Genomic DNA, 20,564 nt, shown 5'->3' with positions numbered 1-20,564 from the left:
GTCGCAGGTGGACGAAAGGACGAACCGGTATGCGCGCATTCAAAACCGAGAGCAAGAAGCTGCTCGACCTCATGATCAACTCCATCTACACGAACCGCGAGATCTTCCTGCGCGAGCTCGTCTCCAACGCGTCGGATGCGGTGGACAAGCTGTACTTCAAAAGCCTCACCGACGATGCGATGAGCATCGATCGCAGCGAACTGGCGATCGAGGTGTCCTTCGACCGCGAGGCCCGCACGATCACCGTTTCCGACAACGGCATCGGTATGACGGCCGACGAGCTGGAGAAGTTCCTGGGAACCATCGCGCATTCGGGGTCAGAGCAGTTCAAGGGCGACCCCGAGGTGGCCGCTTCAACCGATGCCGATATCATCGGCCAGTTCGGCGTGGGGTTCTATTCGTCGTTCATGGTAGCTAAAAGCGTGCGGGTGATCTCGCGTGCATACGGTTCCGACGAGGCCAGCTGCTGGTCCAGCAACGGCGTCGAAGGCTATACCATCACCGCGGCCGACCGTGCGACCCACGGCACCGACGTCGTCATGACGCTGAAGGACAACACCGAGGAAGAAGATTACGACTCCTATCTGTCGGAGTGGGGGTTGAAGGATCTCATTCGCCGTTACAGCAATTACGTGCGCTACCCCATCAAGATGACGGTCACCAAGCGCCGGCCTGTTCCCAAGCCCGAAGACGCGGGGGAAGATTATGTTCAGCAATACGAAGACTACCGTGAAGTTGAAACCGTGAACTCGATGGTGCCCATCTGGAAGCGCCGCAAGTCCGACGTGACGCAGGAGGACTACGACCAGTTCTACAAGTCTGATTTCCACGACTTCACCGAGCCGGCGCGCACCATCAGCGTCCATGCCGAAGGCGCGCTGTCCTACGATGCTCTTCTGTTTATTCCGAAGCGCCCGCCCTTCGATCTGTATTCTGCGGATTACGAAAAGGGGCTCGCGCTGTACAGCTCCAACGTTCTTATCATGAACAAGTGCGCCGAGCTGCTTCCCGACCACTACATGTTCGTGCGCGGGGTGGTGGATTCGTCCGACCTCACTCTGAACATCTCGCGCGAGACGCTGCAGCATAACAGCCAGCTGCGCGCTATCGCCAACAAGGTGGAGAAAAAGATCACAAGCGAGCTGGAGAAGGCGCGCGACAACGACCGAGAGGATTACGAGGCGTTCTTCGGGCATTTCGGCCGAGCCCTGAAGTTCGGCATCTACACCAGTTACGGAGCCAAGGCCGACGAGCTGGCCGGGTTGCTGATGTTCTATTCGGCCGCCCAGAAGCGCATGGTCACGCTGGCGGAATATGTCGAGGCCATGGCCGAGGGTCAGGACTCCATCTACTACGCTTGCGGTGAGTCGCTTGCCCATCTGGGCAAGCTTCCCATGGTGAAGGCGGCTCGGGCGAAGGGCTTCGACGTGCTGCTGTGTACCGAGGACGTCGACGAGTTCTGCTTCCAGGCTCTGGGCCGCTTCGATGATCGCGAGATCGTCAACGTGGCCGGTGCCGATCTGGATCTGGCTACCGACGAAGAGAAGGCGGTTGCCGAAGAGGTCTCGAAGGCCAACGAGGGTCTGTTCGAGAAGATGCGGGGCATATTGGGTGAATCGGTGAGCAAGGTGGTGGTTTCCACGCGTCTGACCGATGTCCCCGCCGCGCTTACGACGGTCGGCCCGGTATCGCTTGAGATGGAGAAGGTGCTGTCGCGCATGCCGGATGGCCAGGGCGCCAGATCGGAGCGCGTGCTGGAGCTCAATGCATCCCATCGCGTCTTCGGGTCGCTCAAGAAAGCTTACGATGAGGGCGACGATAAGAGACTGCGGCTCTACACCGATTTGCTGTACAATCAGGCTTTGCTGATCGAAGGCGTGCCCATCGAGGACCCGATGGCCTTCGCCGAGCAGATCAGCCAGCTGATGTAGCGTTTCACGAGAGGGCGCCGATCCGTTTCGGCGCGAAGGAGCATCATGGCATTCGATTACGAGAGCCTTATCGCAAGCATTCCCGACTATCCTGAACCGGGCGTGGTGTTCAAAGACATCACGCCCCTTCTGGCCGATCCGGAGGGGTTCAAAGCCCTGGTGGATGAATTGGCCGATCATTTTTCCGGCAGGGGCGTCACCAAGGTGGTGGGCGCCGAAGCGCGCGGCTTCATGGTGGGCGCACCCGTGGCCTTCAAGCTGGGGGCCGGCTTCGTGCCCGCGCGCAAGCCGGGCAAGCTGCCTCGCGAGGTGCGCTCGCAGGAATACGCGCTCGAGTACGGGACGAACAGCCTGGAGATGCACGTCGATGCGTTGGTGCCGGGCGATAAGGTTCTGCTTATCGACGACTTGGCTGCGACGGGCGGAACTGCTATTGCACAGGTCAGATTGGTGGAAGCCGCCGGTGCCGAGGTGGTGGGTATGGGATTTCTCCTGGAACTCGCCTTCCTCGATCCTCGCGGGGTTATCTCGCAGGCCAGTGAAGCGGAGATCTATTCCCTGGTCACGATAAACTGAGGCTTGCGGATGATGCCGAGGGCGCCCCCTCGGCATCATCCGATGCGGGGTCTGCGCCCAGATCGGGTGTGCGGAGGGGCCGTTAGCTTGCATCGCAGCTAACGGCCCCTCCGATTCTATCCGGACGGCCCCAGCCGGCCCGTCTTTACGCCGTCTGCCTGAGGATGCCGTAGCCTCCGTTGGCGCGGCGGTACATCACGCAGGCGGCTCCGGTATCGCGGTCGGTGTAGGCGAAGAAGTCGTGGCCCAAAAGGTCGATTTTGACGAGGGCCTCCTCTTCGGTGAGCGGTTCGAACTCGATCTCCTTGACGCGCACCACGGCCTCCTCTTCGGCGGCCAGCTCGCTCATCAGCTTGTCGGGGTCGAACGGGCCGGCCTCAGCCGGGGCGGCCTTGATGCCGGGGGCGTCGGCGTGCAGCTTGCGGTCGATGACGCGCGTCTTGTATTTGCGCAGTTGGCGCACGACCTTCGCGGCGGCTACGTCGACGGCCGCGTACATATCCTCTTCGCTCTCCTCTACGCGCACGACGTGGCCTTTGGTGCGCAGCGTGACTTCGCAGCAGCAGCGGGCGGAGATGGCGGGATTCTTCTCTACATGCAGTACGACTTCGGCATTCAGAGGGTTGATGTCGATAACCTTCATCGAGTTGCCGATCTTCTCTTCGGCGTATGCGCGCAGTGCGTCGGAAACGATCAGCTTCCGTCCGGTAACGGTGATGCTCATGGTTCCACCTCTTGTCTCGAGGGCCGATGAAAAAAGCCTGCGAGGGAACCGTGCAAGGTCCGGGAGCTGGTATCGATCGCTCACGCTGTACCTTGGCGGCCTCCTTTCGACAGGCTGTGCCCCTTAGCATAGCGTACTTTCGGAAAAGCGCCAGCGGCAGACGATGGTGGATACGCGCCGACCCGTTGTTTATCTGAGGGTCGGGGCCGCCCCCTGTGAGCTGCGCTATACTTCTTTGCGCTGATGAAAGCACGACGTGAGGAGTCTCATGGAAGCAGCCGCGATTGTCCTGGCCGCCGGCGCCGGTACGCGTATGAAATCGAAAAAGCCCAAAGTGGCGCATGAGGTTTTGGGAAAGCCCCTGGTGAAATGGGTTGTCGATGAAGCCCGTGCGGCGGGTGCAAACCGCATCGTGTCGGTGGTGGGGCACCTGCGCGAGCAGGTCATCCCCCTGGTGGAGGATTGCACCGAGATCGTCGTGCAAGAGCGGCGCCTGGGGACAGCCGATGCGGTGGCAAGCGGGCGCGCGGCGCTTGCTGGTTTTGACGGCTCGCTTCTGGTTCTGTCGGGCGATTGCCCGCTTATCACGGCCGAGACGCTTTCCAAGCTGGTGGAGGCTCGCGAGGCCGATAACGCAGCGGTCGTGCTGCTTACCATGAAGCTGCCCGATCCTTTCGGGTACGGGCGCATCGTGCACGACGAGGCGGGGTGCGTGTGCGGCATCGTCGAGCAGAAAGACGCCACCGAGGCCCAACGCAAGATCGATTCGTGCAACTCGGGCTTCTACTGCTTCGACTCCGCATGGCTGTTCGAAGCACTCACCCGCATTGACGACGACAACGCCCAGGGCGAGTTCTATCTGACCGACGTTGTGGAGCTGGCGTATCGCGAGGGCCGCGGTGTGGTCGAGGTGGTCACGTCCGATCCGCAGGAGTGCCTGGGAGTGAACTCGCGCGTCCAGTTGGCCGAAGCCGTCAAGGTAGCCCAGCGGCGCATCAACCGCTGCCATCTCGACAACGGCGTGACCATGATCGACCCCGACCAGGTGTGGATCGGGCCCGATGTGCGCATCGACTCCGACGTCGAGCTGTACCCCCAGGTCTTTCTCATGGGAAACACCGTTGTGGGCGAAGACAGCGTCATCGGCCCGAACAGCCGCCTCACCGACACCGTGGTGGGGAAGGGGTGTGTCGTTGACGAGACCGTGGCCCTCGGTGCTCGTCTGGACGACGCGGCGACGTCCGGTCCGCGCGCTTATCTGCGCCCCGGTGCGCATTTGTGCGAGGGGGCCAAAGCCGGAACGCACGTAGAGATCAAGAAGTCGACGGTGGGCAAGGGCTCGAAGGTTCCCCATCTCAGCTACATCGGAGATGCGGTTATCGGCGAAGGCGTCAACATCGGCGCCGGATCGATCACCTGCAACTACGATGGGAAGAACAAGCACGCCACGTCTATCGGCGACGGTGCGTTCGTCGGCAGCGACACCATGATGGTCGCACCCGTCTCCATCGGCGCGGGGGCCATCATCGGCGCCGGGTCCACCATCGCCAAAGACGTCCCCGCCGATGCGCTGGGCATCACGCGTGCCGAGCAGGTGTCGATCGAGGGATGGGCTGCGCGCAAACGCGGGCGCCTCGAACAGAAATAGCGTTTTGGAACCCAGCCTTGCAGCATGGTACGCCTGCAGGGCGATACAATAGGCATGCGCCCTTTGCGAGGCGTACCGCGTGCATACGATAGGAGTGTCTTCATGACGGAAATGCAGAAGAGTCTGGCCGTGTTCTCCGGCTCCACGAACCCGAAGCTTGCCGAGGCCATCGCGCAGAGCCTGGGCGTCTCGCTGGGAAACGTCAAGCTCGAGAAGTTCGCCAACGGCGAAATCTACGCCCGCTACCTGCAAAGCGTGCGCGGGGCCGACGTGTTCGTCGTGCAGTCCGTCGCGGGGGCATCGGTTAACGACGCGCTTATGGAGACGCTTATCATGGTCGACGCGGCCCGCCGGGCTTCGGCGCGCACCATCACCGCCGTCATCGCCCATTACGGTTACGCCCGGCAGGATCGCAAGGCCGCGGCCCGCGAACCCATTACCGCAAAGCTGGTGGCCAACCTCCTGGAAACCTCCGGTGTTACGCGCGTGATGACCATCGACCTGCATCAGGGCCAGATCCAGGGTTTCTTCGACATCCCGGTAGACCACCTCACGGCGCTTCCCATCATGGCCGACTACTTCAAGTCGAAGAATATCGATTGCTCGAAGCTGTGCGTGGTTAGCCCCGACGTGGGACGCGCGAAGGCCGCCAAGAAGCTGTCCGATATGATGGGGGCCGACCTGGCCATCATGCACAAGGGTCGCCCCGGTCACAACCGCGCCGAGATCACCGCGCTCATCGGCGAGGTGTCCGGCAAGATCTGCATCCTCAACGACGACATGATCGACACGGGCGGTTCGGTGGTGGCTGCGGTGGACACGCTGAAGGCGCGCGGAGCCGAAGAGGTCTACGTATGCGCCACGCACCCGGTGTTTTCGGGCCCGGGTCTGGAACGCATGGCGAACCTGGACGTGAAGGAGGTCGTCGTGTGCGACACCATTCCGGTTCCCCTCGAGTACCAAACCGGTAAGATCAAGGTGATCAGCGTTGCCCCTCTGTTTGCGCGTGCGATCAACAACGTGTACAGCAACGGATCGGTGTCCGAGCTGTTCGATCCCGATTTCGCCCTGTAGCGAAAACCCGGTTTTCGGGGGCGCGCCGTGCGGTGCGCCCCTTTTCAGTTGGAACGGCGTCGAGGGAAAAGATGTATCTGATAGTTGGTTTGGGGAATCCCGGAAGCGAATACGAGAAGACACGGCACAACGCCGGTTTCCTTGCAGTCGATGAGATTGCGCAGGATATCGGGGCGCGGTATTGGAAGACCGAGGGCGGCGCGCTTACCGCCAAGGGATCGCATCGGGGTTGCGAGATCGTGCTGGTGAAACCTCAGAGCTACATGAACACGTCCGGAGGCCCGGTGAAGCAGGTTATGGCCGCCTACGGGGCCTCGCCCGATCAGCTGATCGTCATCCACGACGAGCTGGATATCCCCGCCGGCACCGTGAAGGTGAAGCGCGGTGGCGGTCATGCGGGGCACAACGGCCTCCGATCGATTTGCGATAAGCTGCAAACGCGCGACTGGCTGCGCGTGCGCTGCGGCATCGGGCGTCCCCCGGGACGGATGCCGGTGTCCGACTTCGTGCTGTCCGAGCCGCGGCGAGAGGCCTTCGACGAGTTCTCCGCAGCAACCCATCAGGCCGCCCGCGCGGCGCTTTTCCTCATCGACGAGGGGCTGGAAAAGGCCCAGAGGGAATTCAACGGGAGGTAGCCACCTCGTTCTGCGCGGTTGCGCCGTCCGCGCGGCGCGGCAGGCGCCATGCTATTCTGGGTCGAACGAACTACGTATGAGGATAGTCTATGCAAATCGAATCTGACGGCACGTATCGTCCCAGAGGGGTTCTCGGCCGGCTTTTTCTGCCGATTCACGAGGTTGCAAACGCGGTGCCTCCGCTTGTTCCCGAACACGCCCAGCCATCCGACAGCCTATCTGCCGACGATATCGCTCGGTCGAAGGGTCTGGCGAACCGCCGTTTCGGGTGGATGCAGGCCGGGTCCGACGTTCCGGTTCCCGACAAGCAGGGGATCTACATCGTCGAGCGCGTGGGGGCCAGCCGCCTGCGCGTTTTGGCGTATGCGGATCGCAACGGCCATGCGTGGTCGGTCGATCACTTCATCGTGAAAGCGCCGGATACCCAGCCCGATATGCGCCTGGTCGTGCAAAACGACATCAGCGCGCCCGAGTGCGAGCGAGGCCTGGTGTGCGTGCGTCCGGTCGGCGGGGAAGACGACGTGTGGGTGAGTCGCTACCGTGTCGATTCGGGCGGCCTCTACACGCTGTACGACTCGTGGTTCCAGTTCGGGGACGGTGCGCACGGCCTCGGTTACGCCGACGCCATGACCCGCTGCTTCTGTGCGTTTTGCTACCGCGCCGATCTGGGCGGGCAGATTCCCCCGTATTGCCATGTGGACATGTTCGACGGCTATCTTCTGCACCTTCCCCTTCCGTTGGCGCTTGGAAACGTGCTTTCGGACGGCGCTCGCGCGGAGTCCGACCCGATGCTGCGGCCCTTTCCTTTGATTTCGGCGCTGCGGCACTGGCTGATCGAGGCCCACGCCGAATCGCTGTCGGAGATCGGGGCGGACGACATCGCCTTGCGTGTGGTGAGGACGTTGAAGTACGCCGATCTGTACCTGGTGGTGCGCACCGACGAGGACAGCGAGGACAAGCGGGTTTCCGATCGGGTTCTCTACCAGCTCGAGGCAGCGTTGAACCGCTACAAGATCGTGCGCGATCTTCTGGGCGATGACGCCGAATCGGCGACGTCCGATACGGTGGGGGCGCTGTCGAACTCCCTGTTCGATTCGATGGTGGGCGACCTGCCCGATATAGCCCCGCTTGCGCGCAACGGCCGGCAGTCCGTTGCGCCCGCACGCCGGGACGACGACGCCTCCCCCGCCCGTCCCATCGAAGGATACGAAGGGGAGTGGGAGTTCAGGCGCGGCCTGGCCGAACGCATCGAGCGCCTGAGGGCGGCGTATCGCGTGATGGTGGAATTCCGGGTCGATCTGGCTTCGGGTATCGTGGCCGTCGTGGCCGATGTTCCAGACGAGAACCTTATGCCGAAATCGGCGTGGGATGCGGCCGCCTCTTCCTGGGTCGCGCTCGATTCGACGGCGCGCGCCGCCCTGGCCGCGCGCTACTGGAAGATGCTGGGCATAGCCGTCGCCGCGTGCGCGTTCGCTCAGTCCGATGGCATCGAGCGCGTGCTGTACCAGGCGCGCTTCCCCTCATGGGATGACAACGGGAATTTGGTCGGCGCATCCGATTCGGTTGGGGGCGAAAGCGCGATCACGGTGTCGTTCATGCGCGAGACGTTCAGGGATCAGCGAGCCTACCAGGCTTCTCAAAGCGATCCCGATAGCTTCGCGCGGCTCCTCTCGACGCTGTTTTCCGATGCGGAGCTCGAATCGAGCGTCACGGAAGGCGGGGCGCTTTCCGAGGTGGCCTCCCTCGAGGGCTCCGTGCGGGCGTCCCGCCTTCCCGAATTGGAGAACGGGGAGATCCCGCCCGAGCATCGGCGGGCGCTGGGTGCGCGCTATGCGGGCGACATGGGCATCCTTTACCAGTCGGCTCAGCGCGGCCGGGCGGAAGGGCTGGCGGAGCGGTTCGACTCGGCCCAGTCGGTGTCGGAAGCGGTCCAGGCGGTTCAGGAGCTGCGCGACTCCGTGCTCGATCCGGTCGATCGGGACGGATGCACGCGCATCATGGAGCTGCTGGTTCGCGGAGAGCTCGATCGCAGCGACAAAAACGCGGTGGTCAACGCCTATTTGGGGGAAGATCCCTACGCTCAGGCGCTCGTTCGGGCGCGGTCGCTGTTCGAGACCGATCCGGATGCCGCGCTCGAGTCGTTGCGTTCGATGATCGACGAGGTCGAGCTTTCGGGGAAGTACGCCGACACGTTGGAGGTCGTTCACCGCGTCTTCGATTCGTACACGGCCCGCCTGGTGTACAACCTTGCGCGCGAGGGTTCGCTCAACGCTGCGAACCCAACGCTGGGAGCGCGGGATGCCGATCGGCGCGTCGAGCTTGCCCCCGCTTCGCTGCATACGTGCTATATCGAAGCCGAACGCCTGATGGAGCGTTCGTTTTCCGATAGCGATCAGGCCATTAAGTACGGCAAGCGGGCGTGCGAGCTTGCTCCCGCGTCTTCGGTGTCACACCGCCAGCTGGCTCGATCCTACATGCTGGTGGGAGATTTGGAAAACGCCCGCATTGCGTTATGGAGAGCGCTGCGGATATCGGTCGCCGCGATGGACATCGCCCTGTGCTATTACCAGCTGGCCTACGTGCTGTGGAAGCAGGGCCATCCCCAAGAGGCGGTGCTGTGCTATCTGAAGTCGGCCGCGACGTCTTCGGTGGCGGCCCCTCAATGTATGGCCGAACTGCGCGAGCTCATGGATGAAAACGAGGTCGAGGTGTTTCCCCGCTCCGAGATCGATGGGCGGCTGAGGGAGGCGGGCATCGTGGTCGCGCCGCTCGACGAGGTGATGGATGCGCTGCTCGAGGGCGCCCGGGCTGCGGCCGATTCGGGCCTGCATGCATGCTCCTACGATTTTCTCGTAGCCCATCTGCAGCATCGGTCCGACGATGCGCTGTACAACACCGCTCGCTCGTTCAGGTGCAAATCCCTGTAGGGCGGGCTGGGGTACAATGCGTGTGTTCGGCGTCTTGCCCGAGGCGCCGGCGAATCGTATCGAAATGACGAACGGTGCGGCGGATGCCGCATTTCAAAGCGAAGAAGGAATCGATCATGGCCATTACCCTTCCTGCTGGATTCGAAGACATGCTTCCCGCCGAGGCGCGGTTCTACCATGATTTCGTGGAAACCGCTCAGCGCATCTTCGCAACGTATGGCTATCAGCCCATCATCACGCCCCAGGTGGAGGTGACGGAGCTGTTCGTGCGCGGTATCGGCGAGGCGACCGACGTGGTGTCCAAGGAGATGTTCACGGCCATTTCGGGCGAGAACCTCGGCACGCTGCTGGGCGGTGGCCGCATCAAGTCGAAAAGCCGCCTTACCCTGCGTCCCGAGGGAACGGCGGGCGTGGTGCGCGCCGTGGTGGAGCACGATCTGGTTCCGCAGGGCGCCGCTCCGGCCAAGCTGATGTACGCGGGCCCCATGTTTCGGGCCGAGCGCCCCCAGAAGGGAAGATTGCGCCAGTTCAACCAGATCGGAATCGAATGCTTGGGAGCCGAGGCCCCCTCGGTTGACGCCGAGGGCATCATCATGCTCATGCGTTTCTTCGCCGAACTGGGTATTCCGTCCGAATCGATGGTGCTGCTGGTGAACTCCATGGGCTGCGAGAAATGCCGTCCGGCCTATCGCGACGCCGTGCGCGCCTACATGGACGATCATGCCGACGGGCTGTGCGACCAGTGCAACGAACGTGCCCAGATCAACCCGCTGCGCGCGTTCGACTGCAAGAACCCTTCGTGCGAAAAGATCATGGATGCGGCACCGAAGATCACCGATTACCTGTGCGACGAATGCCGCGAACACTATACGGCGGTTCTGGCCTACGTGAGCGCGGCGGGCATCGCCTATGTCGAAGATCCGAAGCTCGTGAGGGGTCTGGACTATTACACCCGCACGGTGTTCGAGGTGCAGGCGCTCGATAGCAACAGCGCCCAAAACGCCATCGGCGGCGGTGGCCGCTACGATAAGCTGGCTCAGGAAGTAGGGGGGCGCGATACGCCCGGGTTCGGATTCGCGCTGGGCTTCGAGCGCTGTCGGATCGCTCTTGAGGCGGCGGGCAGAAGCATCGCGGATGCGCCGTCGTGCACGGTGTTCGTGGCCACGGTGGACGATTCTTTGAAGACGCAGGCCTTCGACCTGGTGCAGCGTTTGCGCGATGCGGGGATCCCGGCCGATACGAACCATCAGGATCGCAGCCTGAAAAGCCAGTTGAAGCTGGCGAACCGGTTGCAGGCGCGCTATGTTGCGGTGCTGGGCCCCGACGAGCTGGCCGAAGGGATGGTCACCGTTCGCGACATGGTCGAGCACACCGAGCGCGCCGTTCCCTTCGCCGAAGCGCAGCGCGTTCTGATTTAGTGCTCCCTGCGTTTTCCGCATCGAATGTGGCGCCGCGTCCAGTAGTTTGCCACTTTACGGTGTAAATGCAGTAAAATGACGAGGTTTACGAGAACGCTTCCCCGCGTTCGCGCCGCTGCGCGGGCGGGGTTGGTCGGCATGGCGCAAGGAGCGAGTCAAAGATGACGGAATATCTGAACGAGTACTGCATGCGCACCGCTACCTGCGGTGAACTTCGCCGCGAGGATGTCGGGCGCGAAGTCGTCTTGGCCGGATGGGCTTGGCACAACCGCGATCATGGCGGGCTTATCTTCGTCGATCTGCGCGATCGCGAGGGTTACACCCAGGTCGTCATCGATCCCGACTGCGTGCCCGCCGATCAGTTCGCCGAGGCCGAGCATCTGGGTCGCGAGTTCGTGCTGAAAATCGCCGGTGCGGTTCGCGCGCGCGGGTCCGAGAGCGTGAATCCCAACATGCTTACGGGCGAGATCGAGGTGCTGGCCAGCTCCATCGAGGTGCTGAACAAGAGCACAACCCCCCCGTTTTCCATCGAAGACGGTATCGAGACCGACGAAACCACCCGTATGAAGTGGCGCTATCTCGATCTGCGCCGTCCCGAGATGTACAGGAGCATGCTGCTGCGCCATCAGGTTGCCCAGGCTATGCGCGGCGCCTTGAACAAGCGCGGTTTCCTGGAGGTCGAGACGCCCATTCTCGCTAATTCAACGCCCGAGGGCGCACGCGATTACGTGGTGCCCTCCCGTCCCAACCCCGGTAAGTTCTACGCGCTTCCCCAAAGCCCTCAGCAATTCAAGCAGATGCTGATGGTGGGCGGTATCGAGCGCTACTACCAGATCGCGCGGTGCTTCCGCGACGAGGACCTGCGGGCGGATCGCCAACCCGAGTTCACCCAGGTGGACGTTGAGATGAGCTTCGTCGAGAACGACGAGGTCATCGACATGATGGAAGACGTCATGCGCGAGACGTTGGCGGCCGTGGGGGTCGAGCATCCCTTCCCGCTGAAGCGCATGCCGTGGTCCGAGGCCATGGAGCGGTTCGGCAACGACCGCCCCGACACCCGTTTCGGTATGGAGCTTGTCGACATTACCGACATCGTGAAGAACACCGGGTTCAAGGTGTTCTCGAGCGTTGCCCAGTCCGGCGGCGTGGTGAAGGCCATCAACGCCAAGGGCGCGGGCGATTGGAGCCGTGGCGATGTCGAGAAGCTGGCCGCGATCGCCGCCGAAAACGGCGCGAAGGGCATGGCCTGGATCGCCTTCACATCCGATGGCGCCGAGAAAAGCCCCATCGTCAAGTTCTTCTCCGAGGAGGAATTCGCCCGGTTGAAGCAAGCCATGGGCGTCGAACCGGGCGACCTGGTTCTGTTCGCCGCCGATACGTTCGAGGTGGCTTCTGCCGTGCTGTCGGCTCTGCGCCTGCACATGGCCGATGCGCTCGGCGTGCCGCGCGCCGGTCACGAGCTTCTGTGGGTTGTGAACTTCCCCATGTTCAAGTACGACGAGGAAACGAAGAAATACGCGGCCGAGCATCATCCGTTCACCATGGTTCGCAAAGAGGACCTCGACAAGATCGAAGAGGCCCCGCTTAAGTGCGGAAGCTATTCGTACGACCTCGTCATGGATGGCTTCGAAGTGGGCGGCGGCACCATCCGCATCCACAGCGCCGAACTCCAGCGCCGCGTTCTGCGTCGCTGCGGCCTTTCCGACGAGGAGATCGACGAGAAGTTCGGTCATCTCATCCACGCGCTCGAGCTGGGCGCGCCGCCCCACGGCGGCATTGCTTTGGGGCTCGATCGCCTGGTCATGCTTCTGGGCGGCAAAGATTCCATCCGCGATGTCATCGCCTTCCCGAAGACCTCCAGCGCGTCCGATCCCATGACGGGTGCTCCGAGCACGGTGTCTGCGCGTCAGCTGAAAGACGTCAACCTGCGGCTTATGTAAGGAAGGCGGGCTGCTATGGCAAAGAGCGCTTGGGCCTTGTACGATCGCATGATAGAGGGCATTCCCGAGGATCTGAAGGTTATCGATTACTGCCTGGGCGTTCATTGGTCGTGTGTCGTGGCGGATTGCGGAGGCGGGGTTTCGTATACGTGCCGAGGCGGTGCGAAGTACCGCCCGTACGACATGCGGGGGGCCTCCCTGAGGGAAGCGGCCGCCCTGTCCAAGTCGTGGTCGTTCGAGGAGGCGACGCTGGGAATCGCGGCACTCAACGCCTATTATGCGCATCCCGACAGAGCGCTTATGCGAAACGCCGCCTTTGAAAGCGATGATTCGGGCGAGAGCTCGCGGATTGGTAGAAAGGATGCGTTCGCCGTGTTTCGTCCGCGTATCGAAGAAGCCGGGCGAGACGCCAAAGTCGTGGTCGTTGGTCATTTCCCCAATGTGGCCCAGATCGCCGGATATGCCGATCTGACCGTACTGGAGCGCAACTGCCAGGATGCGTTCGATACGCCTGATCCGGCATGCGAGTACGTGCTTCCGCATGCCGATTTTCTGTTCACGACTGGCGTTACCCTTATAAACAAGACGGCTCCTCGGTTGCTGCAGCTGGCCGAAAGCGCGTGCTCGGTCATGGTGGGCCCAAGCGCCGTGCCGTGCCAGGCCCTGTTCGACTGCGGGCTCGACAACATCTCGGGCCGCGTGGTGGTGGATGCGCAAGAGGCTCTGTTCTCGTGCCGTACCGGCAACCGCTTCGGAAGCTCCCTCCGCATGTTTACGCTGGACGCTCCCGCGCAGCGGTAACGTCGGGTAGCCCCATGCTTTTTCTTCTGACGGGGGAGGTGCAAACTGGAAAGACGCGATGGCTCGAGAGCCTTGTGGTGCGCCTATCCAAAGAGGGGATTGCGTCGTTTGGCGTTGTCGCCCCCGGTGTGTGGGTGAAGTCAAGCGGTTCGCGATCGGATGCCAACGGCTTTGAGAAGCTGGGGATCGACAACGTTTTGCTTCCTGAGGGCACGGTAGTGCCGTTCGCGCGCAGACGCGATCTTGCCCAGGCGGAAGGTTCGTTCGACGCTCGCAGCCAAAGCGCCGCAGCGGGGCTGCGATGGGAGATATCCGATGAAGCGATCCGATGCGTCAACCGCCACTTCGCAAACGCCTCAACGGTCCTTCCCGCGTCCCCCTCCCTTTTGGTGGTCGATGAGCTTGGGCAGTTGGAACTCAGACGCGATGGGGGGCTGAGCGTTGCGATTCGCATGCTGGAACGGGGTTCCACGGCCGCCTTCCCCCATGCGCTTGCCGTTGTGCGACGTGATCTGCTGCCTTTTGCGAAGACGCGGTTATCGGGATCTTGGGAGCGGACAGAGGTCATCGAGCCGTGCGAAGGCGGTCTGGGTTTGATCATGAACGCATTCGACCTGCGATGACCGAGGTTTTCTAAGTTAGTCTCACCAGAGAATAGTTTCTCGTTTCCTCACACGCATTCTGCTGGCGCTCATGGTCGGGTGCTGCCTTTCGATTGCGGGCGCGGCCTATCAGGGTGCGTTTCAGAATCCTCTCGTTTTCCCCGACATTCTCGGGGCCAGCCAAGGGGCTGCGTTCGGCGCCGCGATGGCGATACTTGCGGGATTCACCGGCGCTCTGGTGTCCGCATTCGCCTTCTGATTTTCGCTGTTCACGGTGTTTTTCGTGCTGGTTATCAGCGCGCGCCAAAGACAATCGTATCCTTCGAGTTGGCGGATCCTGCGGCATACGGTACGTACGTCAAGCTCCATGACGCGGCGTTCGCCGAGCCCGCATATCTCACGCTCGTGGTTTCCGGTGTGGACGTCTCGACGGCTCCCGAGGGCAAGGACCTCGCGGTGGTGGGAACGGTGGGCGGAAGCGTGAGCGCCAAGGCGGTTGCGCTTTTTGCTCTGGCTGCGTCCGGGGCTGCGCTTGCCGTCAGACGGATACGTCGCACCCGCTGAGGCTCGGATTTTTTGCAACCTCTTCGGATAGGGCCTTCTTCCTGAAGGAAGAAGGCCCTATTTGTCCTATGATTATCACGTCCGATTCGATGGCGAGCTATCAAGGGGGTAGGGATGTTCGGCATGCCGGTTATCTGCTACCTGTTTCTTGGCGGTATGGGCGCGGGTCTGTGCATCTGCTCTTCTGTCACTGCTCTGCTTGTACCTGTCGAACGCTACGGGGCCCGTCGCCGTGCGCGCGATGCGGGGCCTGCGGTTCTCTATGCGGTCGTGCCGCGCGGTTATCGGCTGCTTATTGCTCCGGGTTATCTGGCTGCGACGTTTTGCGTTGCCGTCGGATCTATTATGCTCGTTGTTGATCTGGGAGTTCCGAACCGGGCGACCCTTCTGTTCCAATCGCCCACTCCGTCTCTGCTTACGGTGGGTTCGTTCTCGCTGGTGACGCTTTTCGCATTGGGTGCCGTCTCGGCTGTCGGGTGGGGTCTTTCCTCGTCGCGGTTCAGAGTGGGCATCTTGAGGGGAATTGCGTGCGCGTCGATTGGGGCGGGCGCGGTGGTCGCGGCGTATACGGGATTGCTTCTGGGCAGCCTGGCGGCGGTTCCTCTATGGTACGGCCCTTGGGTTCCCCTGCTCTTCGTCCTGTCGGCGCTTTCCTGCGGAATCGCCGCGCAACTTGCGCTGATGTGCTTTGCCGGCCTCGACGGTGAATTCGCGCGCCTTCTCAAACGCATGGTAGAGGTCGAAGCGATGCTCGCTGTCCTCGAGGCGTTCGTGTGCGTAATGCTTCTGGTGATGGCTTCGTGCAGTCCCTATGCGGCTGCGTTCGACGGAGCGGCGAAGCTGCTGTTCGGGTCGCTTCGCGATCCTTTTGTATTCGGGTTCATGGGTGCGGGATTGGTGCTTCCCCTTGTTCTGGATGTCGCTGCGCTGTTTGCGTGCAAGCGTAGCGCAGCCCTTACCCTCGCAGGCGCAGCGAGTATTCTGGCGGGCGCGTTCGCGCTGCGCTACTGCATGGTGATGGCGGGGGCCCAGGTGAGTTTCGTGCAGGGAGTGATGCAGTGAGGGTCAAAGAATCGAAGCGGATCAGTTTTTCGATCGATGACGCGAGCGATGTGCCGCTGTGGGTTCAGCTGCGCAACCGCATTGCGTACCTCATATCGTCGGGATATTTCGAACCGGGAGATGCCCTTCCCACGGTGCGCGCCCTTGCGTCGGAGGTGTCCATCAACTACAACACGGTGAACAAAGCTTATCTGGGTTTGAAGTCGGATGGGTTGATCGAATCGACGCCCGGACGCGGAACCGTCGTGGCAAGCGCAGCGGCGGGGTCGGACGATGTCCAATCCCAGCAGATCGACCGGATCTTGCAGGAATGCATCGCGTCGTGCCGTGATCTGGGTCTGTCGCTCGAGGATATACAGAAGCGCATGAATGCCAAGCTGGGCAGTCTGAAAGGAATGCGGTAATGATGGGAATGAAGAAGTCTTGCCTGTTCGAGGAAAGCGCCCGCCGCCTGTCCGAAGGCCGCAACTCGGCGCGCAACCGTTCGGTAGCTGATGTGAGCACCGAGATCATCGGAGAGCGCGCATCGAACTCAGGCGTCATCTTGTTCTCGACGGTCGTGTTCGCGGCGACGTTCGCAGCGGTGCTTCTGGCGTCGTTTGCGCTGCGTGGCGCGGTGGATGTGCTGGCGGTACTCGCTGCCCTGATTGCGGCTTCGCTGACCACGCTTTCCACCCATATCGCCCAGGAATGGGAGCGCGTGGTGGTGCTGCGCCTCGGTCGTTTTCGGCGCTTGGCGGGACCGGGCATGTTTTTGACCATTCCCGTGCTCGAGAGCCTGGCCATGCGCACCGACAGTCGCGTGCGGGTGACGACGTTCGGAGCCGAGCGCACCCTTACCTCCGATTTGGTTCCGCTGGATGTCGATGCGGTTCTGTTCTGGGTGGTGTGGGACGCCAAGGCCGCCTGCATGGAAGTGGCCGACTTCACCACATCGGTAGAGCTGGCCGCCCAGACGGCTTTGCGCGATGCGATTGGGCGCGCAGGCGTGGCGCAGGTGGCGCTTCGGCGCGAACAGCTCGACCGCGAACTGAAAAAGGTGCTTGAAGAAGAGGTGGCGCCTTGGGGCATCACTATCATGTCGGTGCAGGTGCGCGACATTCTGATTCCCGACGAGCTGCAAAACGTTATGTCGCTCGAAGCTCAGGCCGAACAGCGTAAGAAGGCCCGCATTATCCTCATGGAGGCCGAGCAGGATATCGCCGCCCTCCTTTCCGAAACGGGGGAGAGCTATGCCGGCAATGATTGCGCGCTGAATCTGCGCGCCATGCACCTTCTGTACGAGAGCATCAAGGATACGGGAAGCTCTGTGGTTGTTCCCAGTGCTTTGAGCGAGGGGTTCGGTTCGGTTAAAGCCGATGATCTGGCTGAGGTTCTTAAGAAGCTGGGTCGATAGCGGATATCGATACGTCAGTGCGACCGGGTTTGTCCGAATTAATATTATTTCCAATATAGAATAATTCAATCTAAAATTGTCATAGGATAAATCTTGTTTTGTCCTATGACAATTTGATATGGTTTTCCCACCGATACAAGTTCGCTTGAGGGAAGCGAAAAGGGTGGGAGCGTGCGATCGGGAGAAGAGAGCCTGGTGCGCTCCCTCGATGATGAGAGGGGGAATTGTCATGCCGAAACGTTCGGACAACGGGCTGTCGCGCAGAGGATTTCTCAAAGGCGTCGGAGCGGTCGGCGCGCTGGGAGCGGCCGGTGCCGCTGCGATGACATCGACACAGGGCTGGTTGAAGCCCATCAGCGCGGATGCTACCGCTGGCGAGCGCGTCGCCTACACGTACCATCACAGCCACTGCGGGGGTATGTGCCCGCTGAAGTGCACGGTGCGCGACGGGCGTCTCGCCATGATCCAGCCGAACGATGTCTGCGAGGATCGCTACCGGACCATATGCCTGAAGGGTATTTCCGAGATTCAGCACATCTACGGCGACAAGCGCATTCAGACGCCTTTGAAGCGTGTCGGCCAGCGCGGCGAGGGTAAGTTTGTTTCCGTGTCGTGGGACGAGGCGCTGGACGAGATCGTCGAGCAGATCAAGCAGATCCAGGAGGAGTCGGGCAAGGACTCGGTCATGGTGACCAAAGGCGCCGAAGCTGACGTTCCGTTTCTCGCTGCCGTTCTGGGTGCTCGCGACGGGGGGAAACCCGGTATCGACGTCGGTATCGGCAACGGCCTTGATCCGGCGACGGGCATGGGTTCCGGATACGCTATGAGCGCCCCTGAAGCGCGCGACTGGACGAAGTCGAAGCTTGTGCTTACGGTGGGCAGCAACTACTGCGAGTCGAGCCTTCCGTCTGCGCGCCTGTTCTTCGAGGCCAAGGAAGCCGGCGCCCGCATGGTGACCGTCGATCCGCACTTTTCGACGACGGCGGGCAAATCCCATGAATGGGTGCCCATCGAGCCAGGTACCGACGCGGCGCTGTTCTTGGGCATGATCACCCACATCCTTGAATCGGGACTGGCAGATGCGTCATTTATGGCCAATCACACCTCGCTTCCGTTCTTGGTGAACGCCGAGACGGGCAAGCTGCTGAAGGACCACGAGCCTGCCATCGATCCCAAGAAGAAGGCTCCCGTTCCAGGTCAGCTGGATCTATTCTACGTGATCGACGCTTCAGGCAGCGCCGTGCGCGCCGACAAAGCCTCCTCGATGGCGCTTTCGGGCACGGTCGAGGTTGACGGTACGCCCGCCCGCACCGTGTTCGACCTGCTGAAAGAGACGCAGAAAACCTATACCGTGGAGTGGGCCTCCCGCATCACCGGGATCCCCGCCGACAAGATCAGGGAGTTGGCAGAGCTGTATGCCGCGGGTCCCTCGTCTCTGTGCCTGGGTTGGGGCGGAAACGACAAGATGAGCAACGCCGACATCGCCGGCCATGCCGCTGCGATTCTGACCGCCATAACCGGAAACATCGGCAAAGAAGGCGCCGGTGTGGGCGTGTACGTGGGTGCTTCTTACGGCGGCCATGCTGCGAAGCTCGGCTCGTGGGCTCTGCCCGAGTCGCTGGCTGCAAGCAAGGCCGATATTCCCATGTACGATCTGCGTTACAAGAAGAATTCCGTTCGCGCTCATATCGCCATAGGCGACAAGCTTGCTCAGTGCATGGCGAACATGACCAAAAGCGAGGAGTGGGCGCGCAGCCTCGACCTTATCGTCACGGCGGATCCGTATTTCACCGAGGCGGCGAAGTGGGCCGACTACGTTCTTCCCCTAACCAGCCGTTTCGAGTACGACGAAGAGATCGGCAACATCGCAAGCGGCTACAGCCACATCGTGATGCAGCAAAAGATCATCGATCCTCTGTTCGAGGCCCGTACCGATATGTGGCTCACGCGCGAGATCGCCAAGCGCATGGGGGTCGAAGATGCGTTGCCCAGCAACTCGCTGGAGCGCGCCCAGGCTGTTTTAGGCACATCGAAGGATCCCTACATCTCATCTCTGACGGTTGAGAAGCTGATCGATAACCAGGGCATGTGGCCTTGCGAGGGCATCGCCGAAGTGCGCCGCGTTGCTATGGACCGCGTGTTTTCCACGCTGTCGGGCCGTATGGACGTGTACTACGAGTCGCTTGTCGAAGATGCCCAGGAACTTCCCCAGTGGGAACCCTGCTCGGAAGCCACATGGGACAACCCCGAGCGAGAGCGCTTCCCGTTCCAGCTTATCAACGTGCGGTCGCGCTTCCGTATCCACAACCAGTTCAACGATGCCAAATGGCTCCAGCAGTTCTACGAGCCCACGCTGCACGTCAACCCCGCCGATTTGTCTTCGTGCGGCCTGAAAACCGGAGACGTTGCGAAGGTGTTCAACGATCGCGGCAGCTTCCAGGTGCGCGTGTCCGGAAACGAGGCGGTTCGCCCCGGATCGGTGCGCATGATCGAGGGCGCCACGGCCGACTACACCGTTGAAGGCAACATGCAATCGGTTACGAACGACCGGTTAATCGATCGTGGATCGAAGCTGATGTGCGGCCCGGTCATTCCGTTTTCCGACACGCTTGTCGCGATCCAGAAGGCATAGGGGGAGCCATGACGAAACTTGCAATTGCGGTCAATGTGGATCGCTGCGTGGGATGCCATACCTGCTCGATTTCCTGCAAGATGAGCAATAACGTTCCCGACGGTATGCTGTGGAACCGCGTGCTTACCGAGAACAGCGAGGTCATCGACGGTGCGGTGGGCGTCTATCCCGCCCTGTCGCGCGACTATCTTCCCCTTGCCTGTCAGCACTGCGAGAATCCCGCCTGTCAGAAAGTGTGTCCGACCGGTGCTACCTACAAAGATGACAAGGGCCGCGTCGAGATCGACTACGACAAATGCATCGGCTGCCGCATGTGCATGGCCGCCTGTCCGTACAATGCCCGCGTGTTCAACTGGACTGAACCGGTGCGCAGTGCGGGCGCGAGCTACGGCGAGGCCGACGTGCCTGTGCGCCCCAAGGGCGTGATGGAGAAGTGCACGCTGTGCCACGAGCGCACCGATCGGGGCGATGCCCCCATGTGCGTCGCGTGCTGCCCGGCCCGTGCGCGCGTCTACGGCGACCTGGATGATCCCAACTCGGATATCTCCAAGATCGCACGCGAGAAAAACGTTCGCATTCTGCTGGAAGAGATGGGCACGAGCCCCCAAGTCTTCTATTTCGGATAAGAGGTGCA

At 61.8% G+C, this 20,564-nt stretch carries 18 protein-coding genes; 17 read left to right on the top strand and 1 reads right to left on the bottom strand.

Features of this window, described 5'->3' with window-relative positions; all coding sequences use genetic code 11:
• Window positions 1-29: 29 nt before the first annotated feature.
• Entirely contained in the window at window positions 30-1,931 is a 1,902-nt protein-coding gene (htpG, locus tag EIH26_RS00710) for a molecular chaperone HtpG (RefSeq protein WP_124060306.1), read from the top strand.
• Between the two features lie 42 nt (window positions 1,932-1,973).
• Window positions 1,974-2,507: an adenine phosphoribosyltransferase gene (locus tag EIH26_RS00705; RefSeq protein WP_124060305.1), complete on the top strand. Its 534-nt coding sequence runs from the start codon at window positions 1,974-1,976 to the stop codon at window positions 2,505-2,507.
• 145 nt (window positions 2,508-2,652) lie between these two features.
• Here the strand turns inward: EIH26_RS00705 and hpf are convergent, their stop codons facing one another.
• Window positions 2,653-3,231, bottom strand: a complete 579-nt coding sequence (hpf, locus tag EIH26_RS00700) for a ribosome hibernation-promoting factor, HPF/YfiA family (RefSeq protein WP_124060304.1) — start codon at window positions 3,229-3,231, stop codon at window positions 2,653-2,655.
• 268 nt (window positions 3,232-3,499) lie between these two features.
• Between hpf and glmU the strand changes: the two genes are divergently transcribed.
• The 15 genes from glmU to EIH26_RS00625 all read left to right on the top strand — a co-directional run bounded on the left by glmU (window position 3,500) and on the right by EIH26_RS00625 (window position 20,556).
• Complete coding sequence (glmU, locus tag EIH26_RS00695) at window positions 3,500-4,879, top strand: bifunctional UDP-N-acetylglucosamine diphosphorylase/glucosamine-1-phosphate N-acetyltransferase GlmU (RefSeq protein ID WP_124060303.1); 1,380 nt, start codon at window positions 3,500-3,502, stop codon at window positions 4,877-4,879.
• Window positions 4,880-4,981: 102 nt separating this feature from the next.
• Window positions 4,982-5,953: a ribose-phosphate pyrophosphokinase gene (locus EIH26_RS00690; protein WP_124060302.1), complete on the top strand. Its 972-nt coding sequence runs from the start codon at window positions 4,982-4,984 to the stop codon at window positions 5,951-5,953.
• 71 nt (window positions 5,954-6,024) lie between these two features.
• Window positions 6,025-6,588, top strand: a complete 564-nt coding sequence (pth, locus tag EIH26_RS00685) for an aminoacyl-tRNA hydrolase (protein WP_124060301.1) — start codon at window positions 6,025-6,027, stop codon at window positions 6,586-6,588.
• Between the two features lie 89 nt (window positions 6,589-6,677).
• A complete protein-coding gene (locus EIH26_RS00680) occupies window positions 6,678-9,515 on the top strand; it encodes a lipopolysaccharide assembly protein LapB (RefSeq protein ID WP_124060300.1) in 2,838 nt (945 codons plus the stop codon).
• Window positions 9,516-9,631: 116 nt separating this feature from the next.
• Complete coding sequence (gene hisS, locus EIH26_RS00675; RefSeq protein WP_124060299.1) at window positions 9,632-10,933, top strand: histidine--tRNA ligase; 1,302 nt, start codon at window positions 9,632-9,634, stop codon at window positions 10,931-10,933.
• A gap of 161 nt (window positions 10,934-11,094) precedes the next feature.
• On the top strand, window positions 11,095-12,873 hold the full coding sequence (aspS, locus tag EIH26_RS00670) for an aspartate--tRNA ligase (protein ID WP_124060298.1): 1,779 nt from the start codon (window positions 11,095-11,097) through the stop codon (window positions 12,871-12,873).
• A 15-nt stretch (window positions 12,874-12,888) separates the two neighbouring features.
• The gene (locus tag EIH26_RS00665; RefSeq protein WP_124060297.1) at window positions 12,889-13,674 is read left to right on the top strand and encodes a Rossmann-like domain-containing protein; all 786 of its coding nucleotides are present in this window, start codon (window positions 12,889-12,891) and stop codon (window positions 13,672-13,674) included.
• Between the two features lie 14 nt (window positions 13,675-13,688).
• Window positions 13,689-14,297: a hypothetical protein gene (locus tag EIH26_RS00660; RefSeq protein WP_124060296.1), complete on the top strand. Its 609-nt coding sequence runs from the start codon at window positions 13,689-13,691 to the stop codon at window positions 14,295-14,297.
• Between the two features lie 31 nt (window positions 14,298-14,328).
• Window positions 14,329-14,535: an iron chelate uptake ABC transporter family permease subunit gene (locus EIH26_RS00655; protein WP_255409490.1), complete on the top strand. Its 207-nt coding sequence runs from the start codon at window positions 14,329-14,331 to the stop codon at window positions 14,533-14,535.
• Window positions 14,536-14,603: 68 nt separating this feature from the next.
• Window positions 14,604-14,840 (top strand): hypothetical protein, encoded by a 237-nt coding sequence (locus tag EIH26_RS00650; RefSeq protein ID WP_124060295.1) that lies wholly within the window; start codon window positions 14,604-14,606, stop codon window positions 14,838-14,840.
• A gap of 114 nt (window positions 14,841-14,954) precedes the next feature.
• Window positions 14,955-15,902 (top strand): NrfD/PsrC family molybdoenzyme membrane anchor subunit, encoded by a 948-nt coding sequence (gene nrfD, locus EIH26_RS00645; protein WP_124060294.1) that lies wholly within the window; start codon window positions 14,955-14,957, stop codon window positions 15,900-15,902.
• The gene (locus tag EIH26_RS00640) at window positions 15,899-16,306 is read left to right on the top strand and encodes a GntR family transcriptional regulator (protein WP_241152709.1); all 408 of its coding nucleotides are present in this window, start codon (window positions 15,899-15,901) and stop codon (window positions 16,304-16,306) included. The genes nrfD and EIH26_RS00640 overlap by 4 nt, the downstream gene beginning before the upstream one ends.
• Window positions 16,306-17,298, top strand: coding sequence for a slipin family protein (locus EIH26_RS00635; protein ID WP_124060293.1), 993 nt, complete (start codon window positions 16,306-16,308; stop codon window positions 17,296-17,298). The genes EIH26_RS00640 and EIH26_RS00635 overlap by 1 nt, the downstream gene beginning before the upstream one ends.
• A 229-nt stretch (window positions 17,299-17,527) precedes the next feature.
• Window positions 17,528-19,930, top strand: coding sequence for a molybdopterin-dependent oxidoreductase (locus tag EIH26_RS00630; RefSeq protein WP_124060292.1), 2,403 nt, complete (start codon window positions 17,528-17,530; stop codon window positions 19,928-19,930).
• A gap of 8 nt (window positions 19,931-19,938) precedes the next feature.
• On the top strand, window positions 19,939-20,556 hold the full coding sequence (locus EIH26_RS00625) for a 4Fe-4S dicluster domain-containing protein (protein ID WP_124060291.1): 618 nt from the start codon (window positions 19,939-19,941) through the stop codon (window positions 20,554-20,556).
• The last annotated feature ends 8 nt before the right edge of the window (window positions 20,557-20,564 follow it).

The organism is Gordonibacter sp. Marseille-P4307 (assembly GCF_900604965.1).
Classification (GTDB): domain Bacteria; phylum Actinomycetota; class Coriobacteriia; order Coriobacteriales; family Eggerthellaceae; genus Berryella.
Note: the sequence above shows the minus strand (reverse complement) of the source record. Positions and strands in the feature narration are given on the sequence as shown.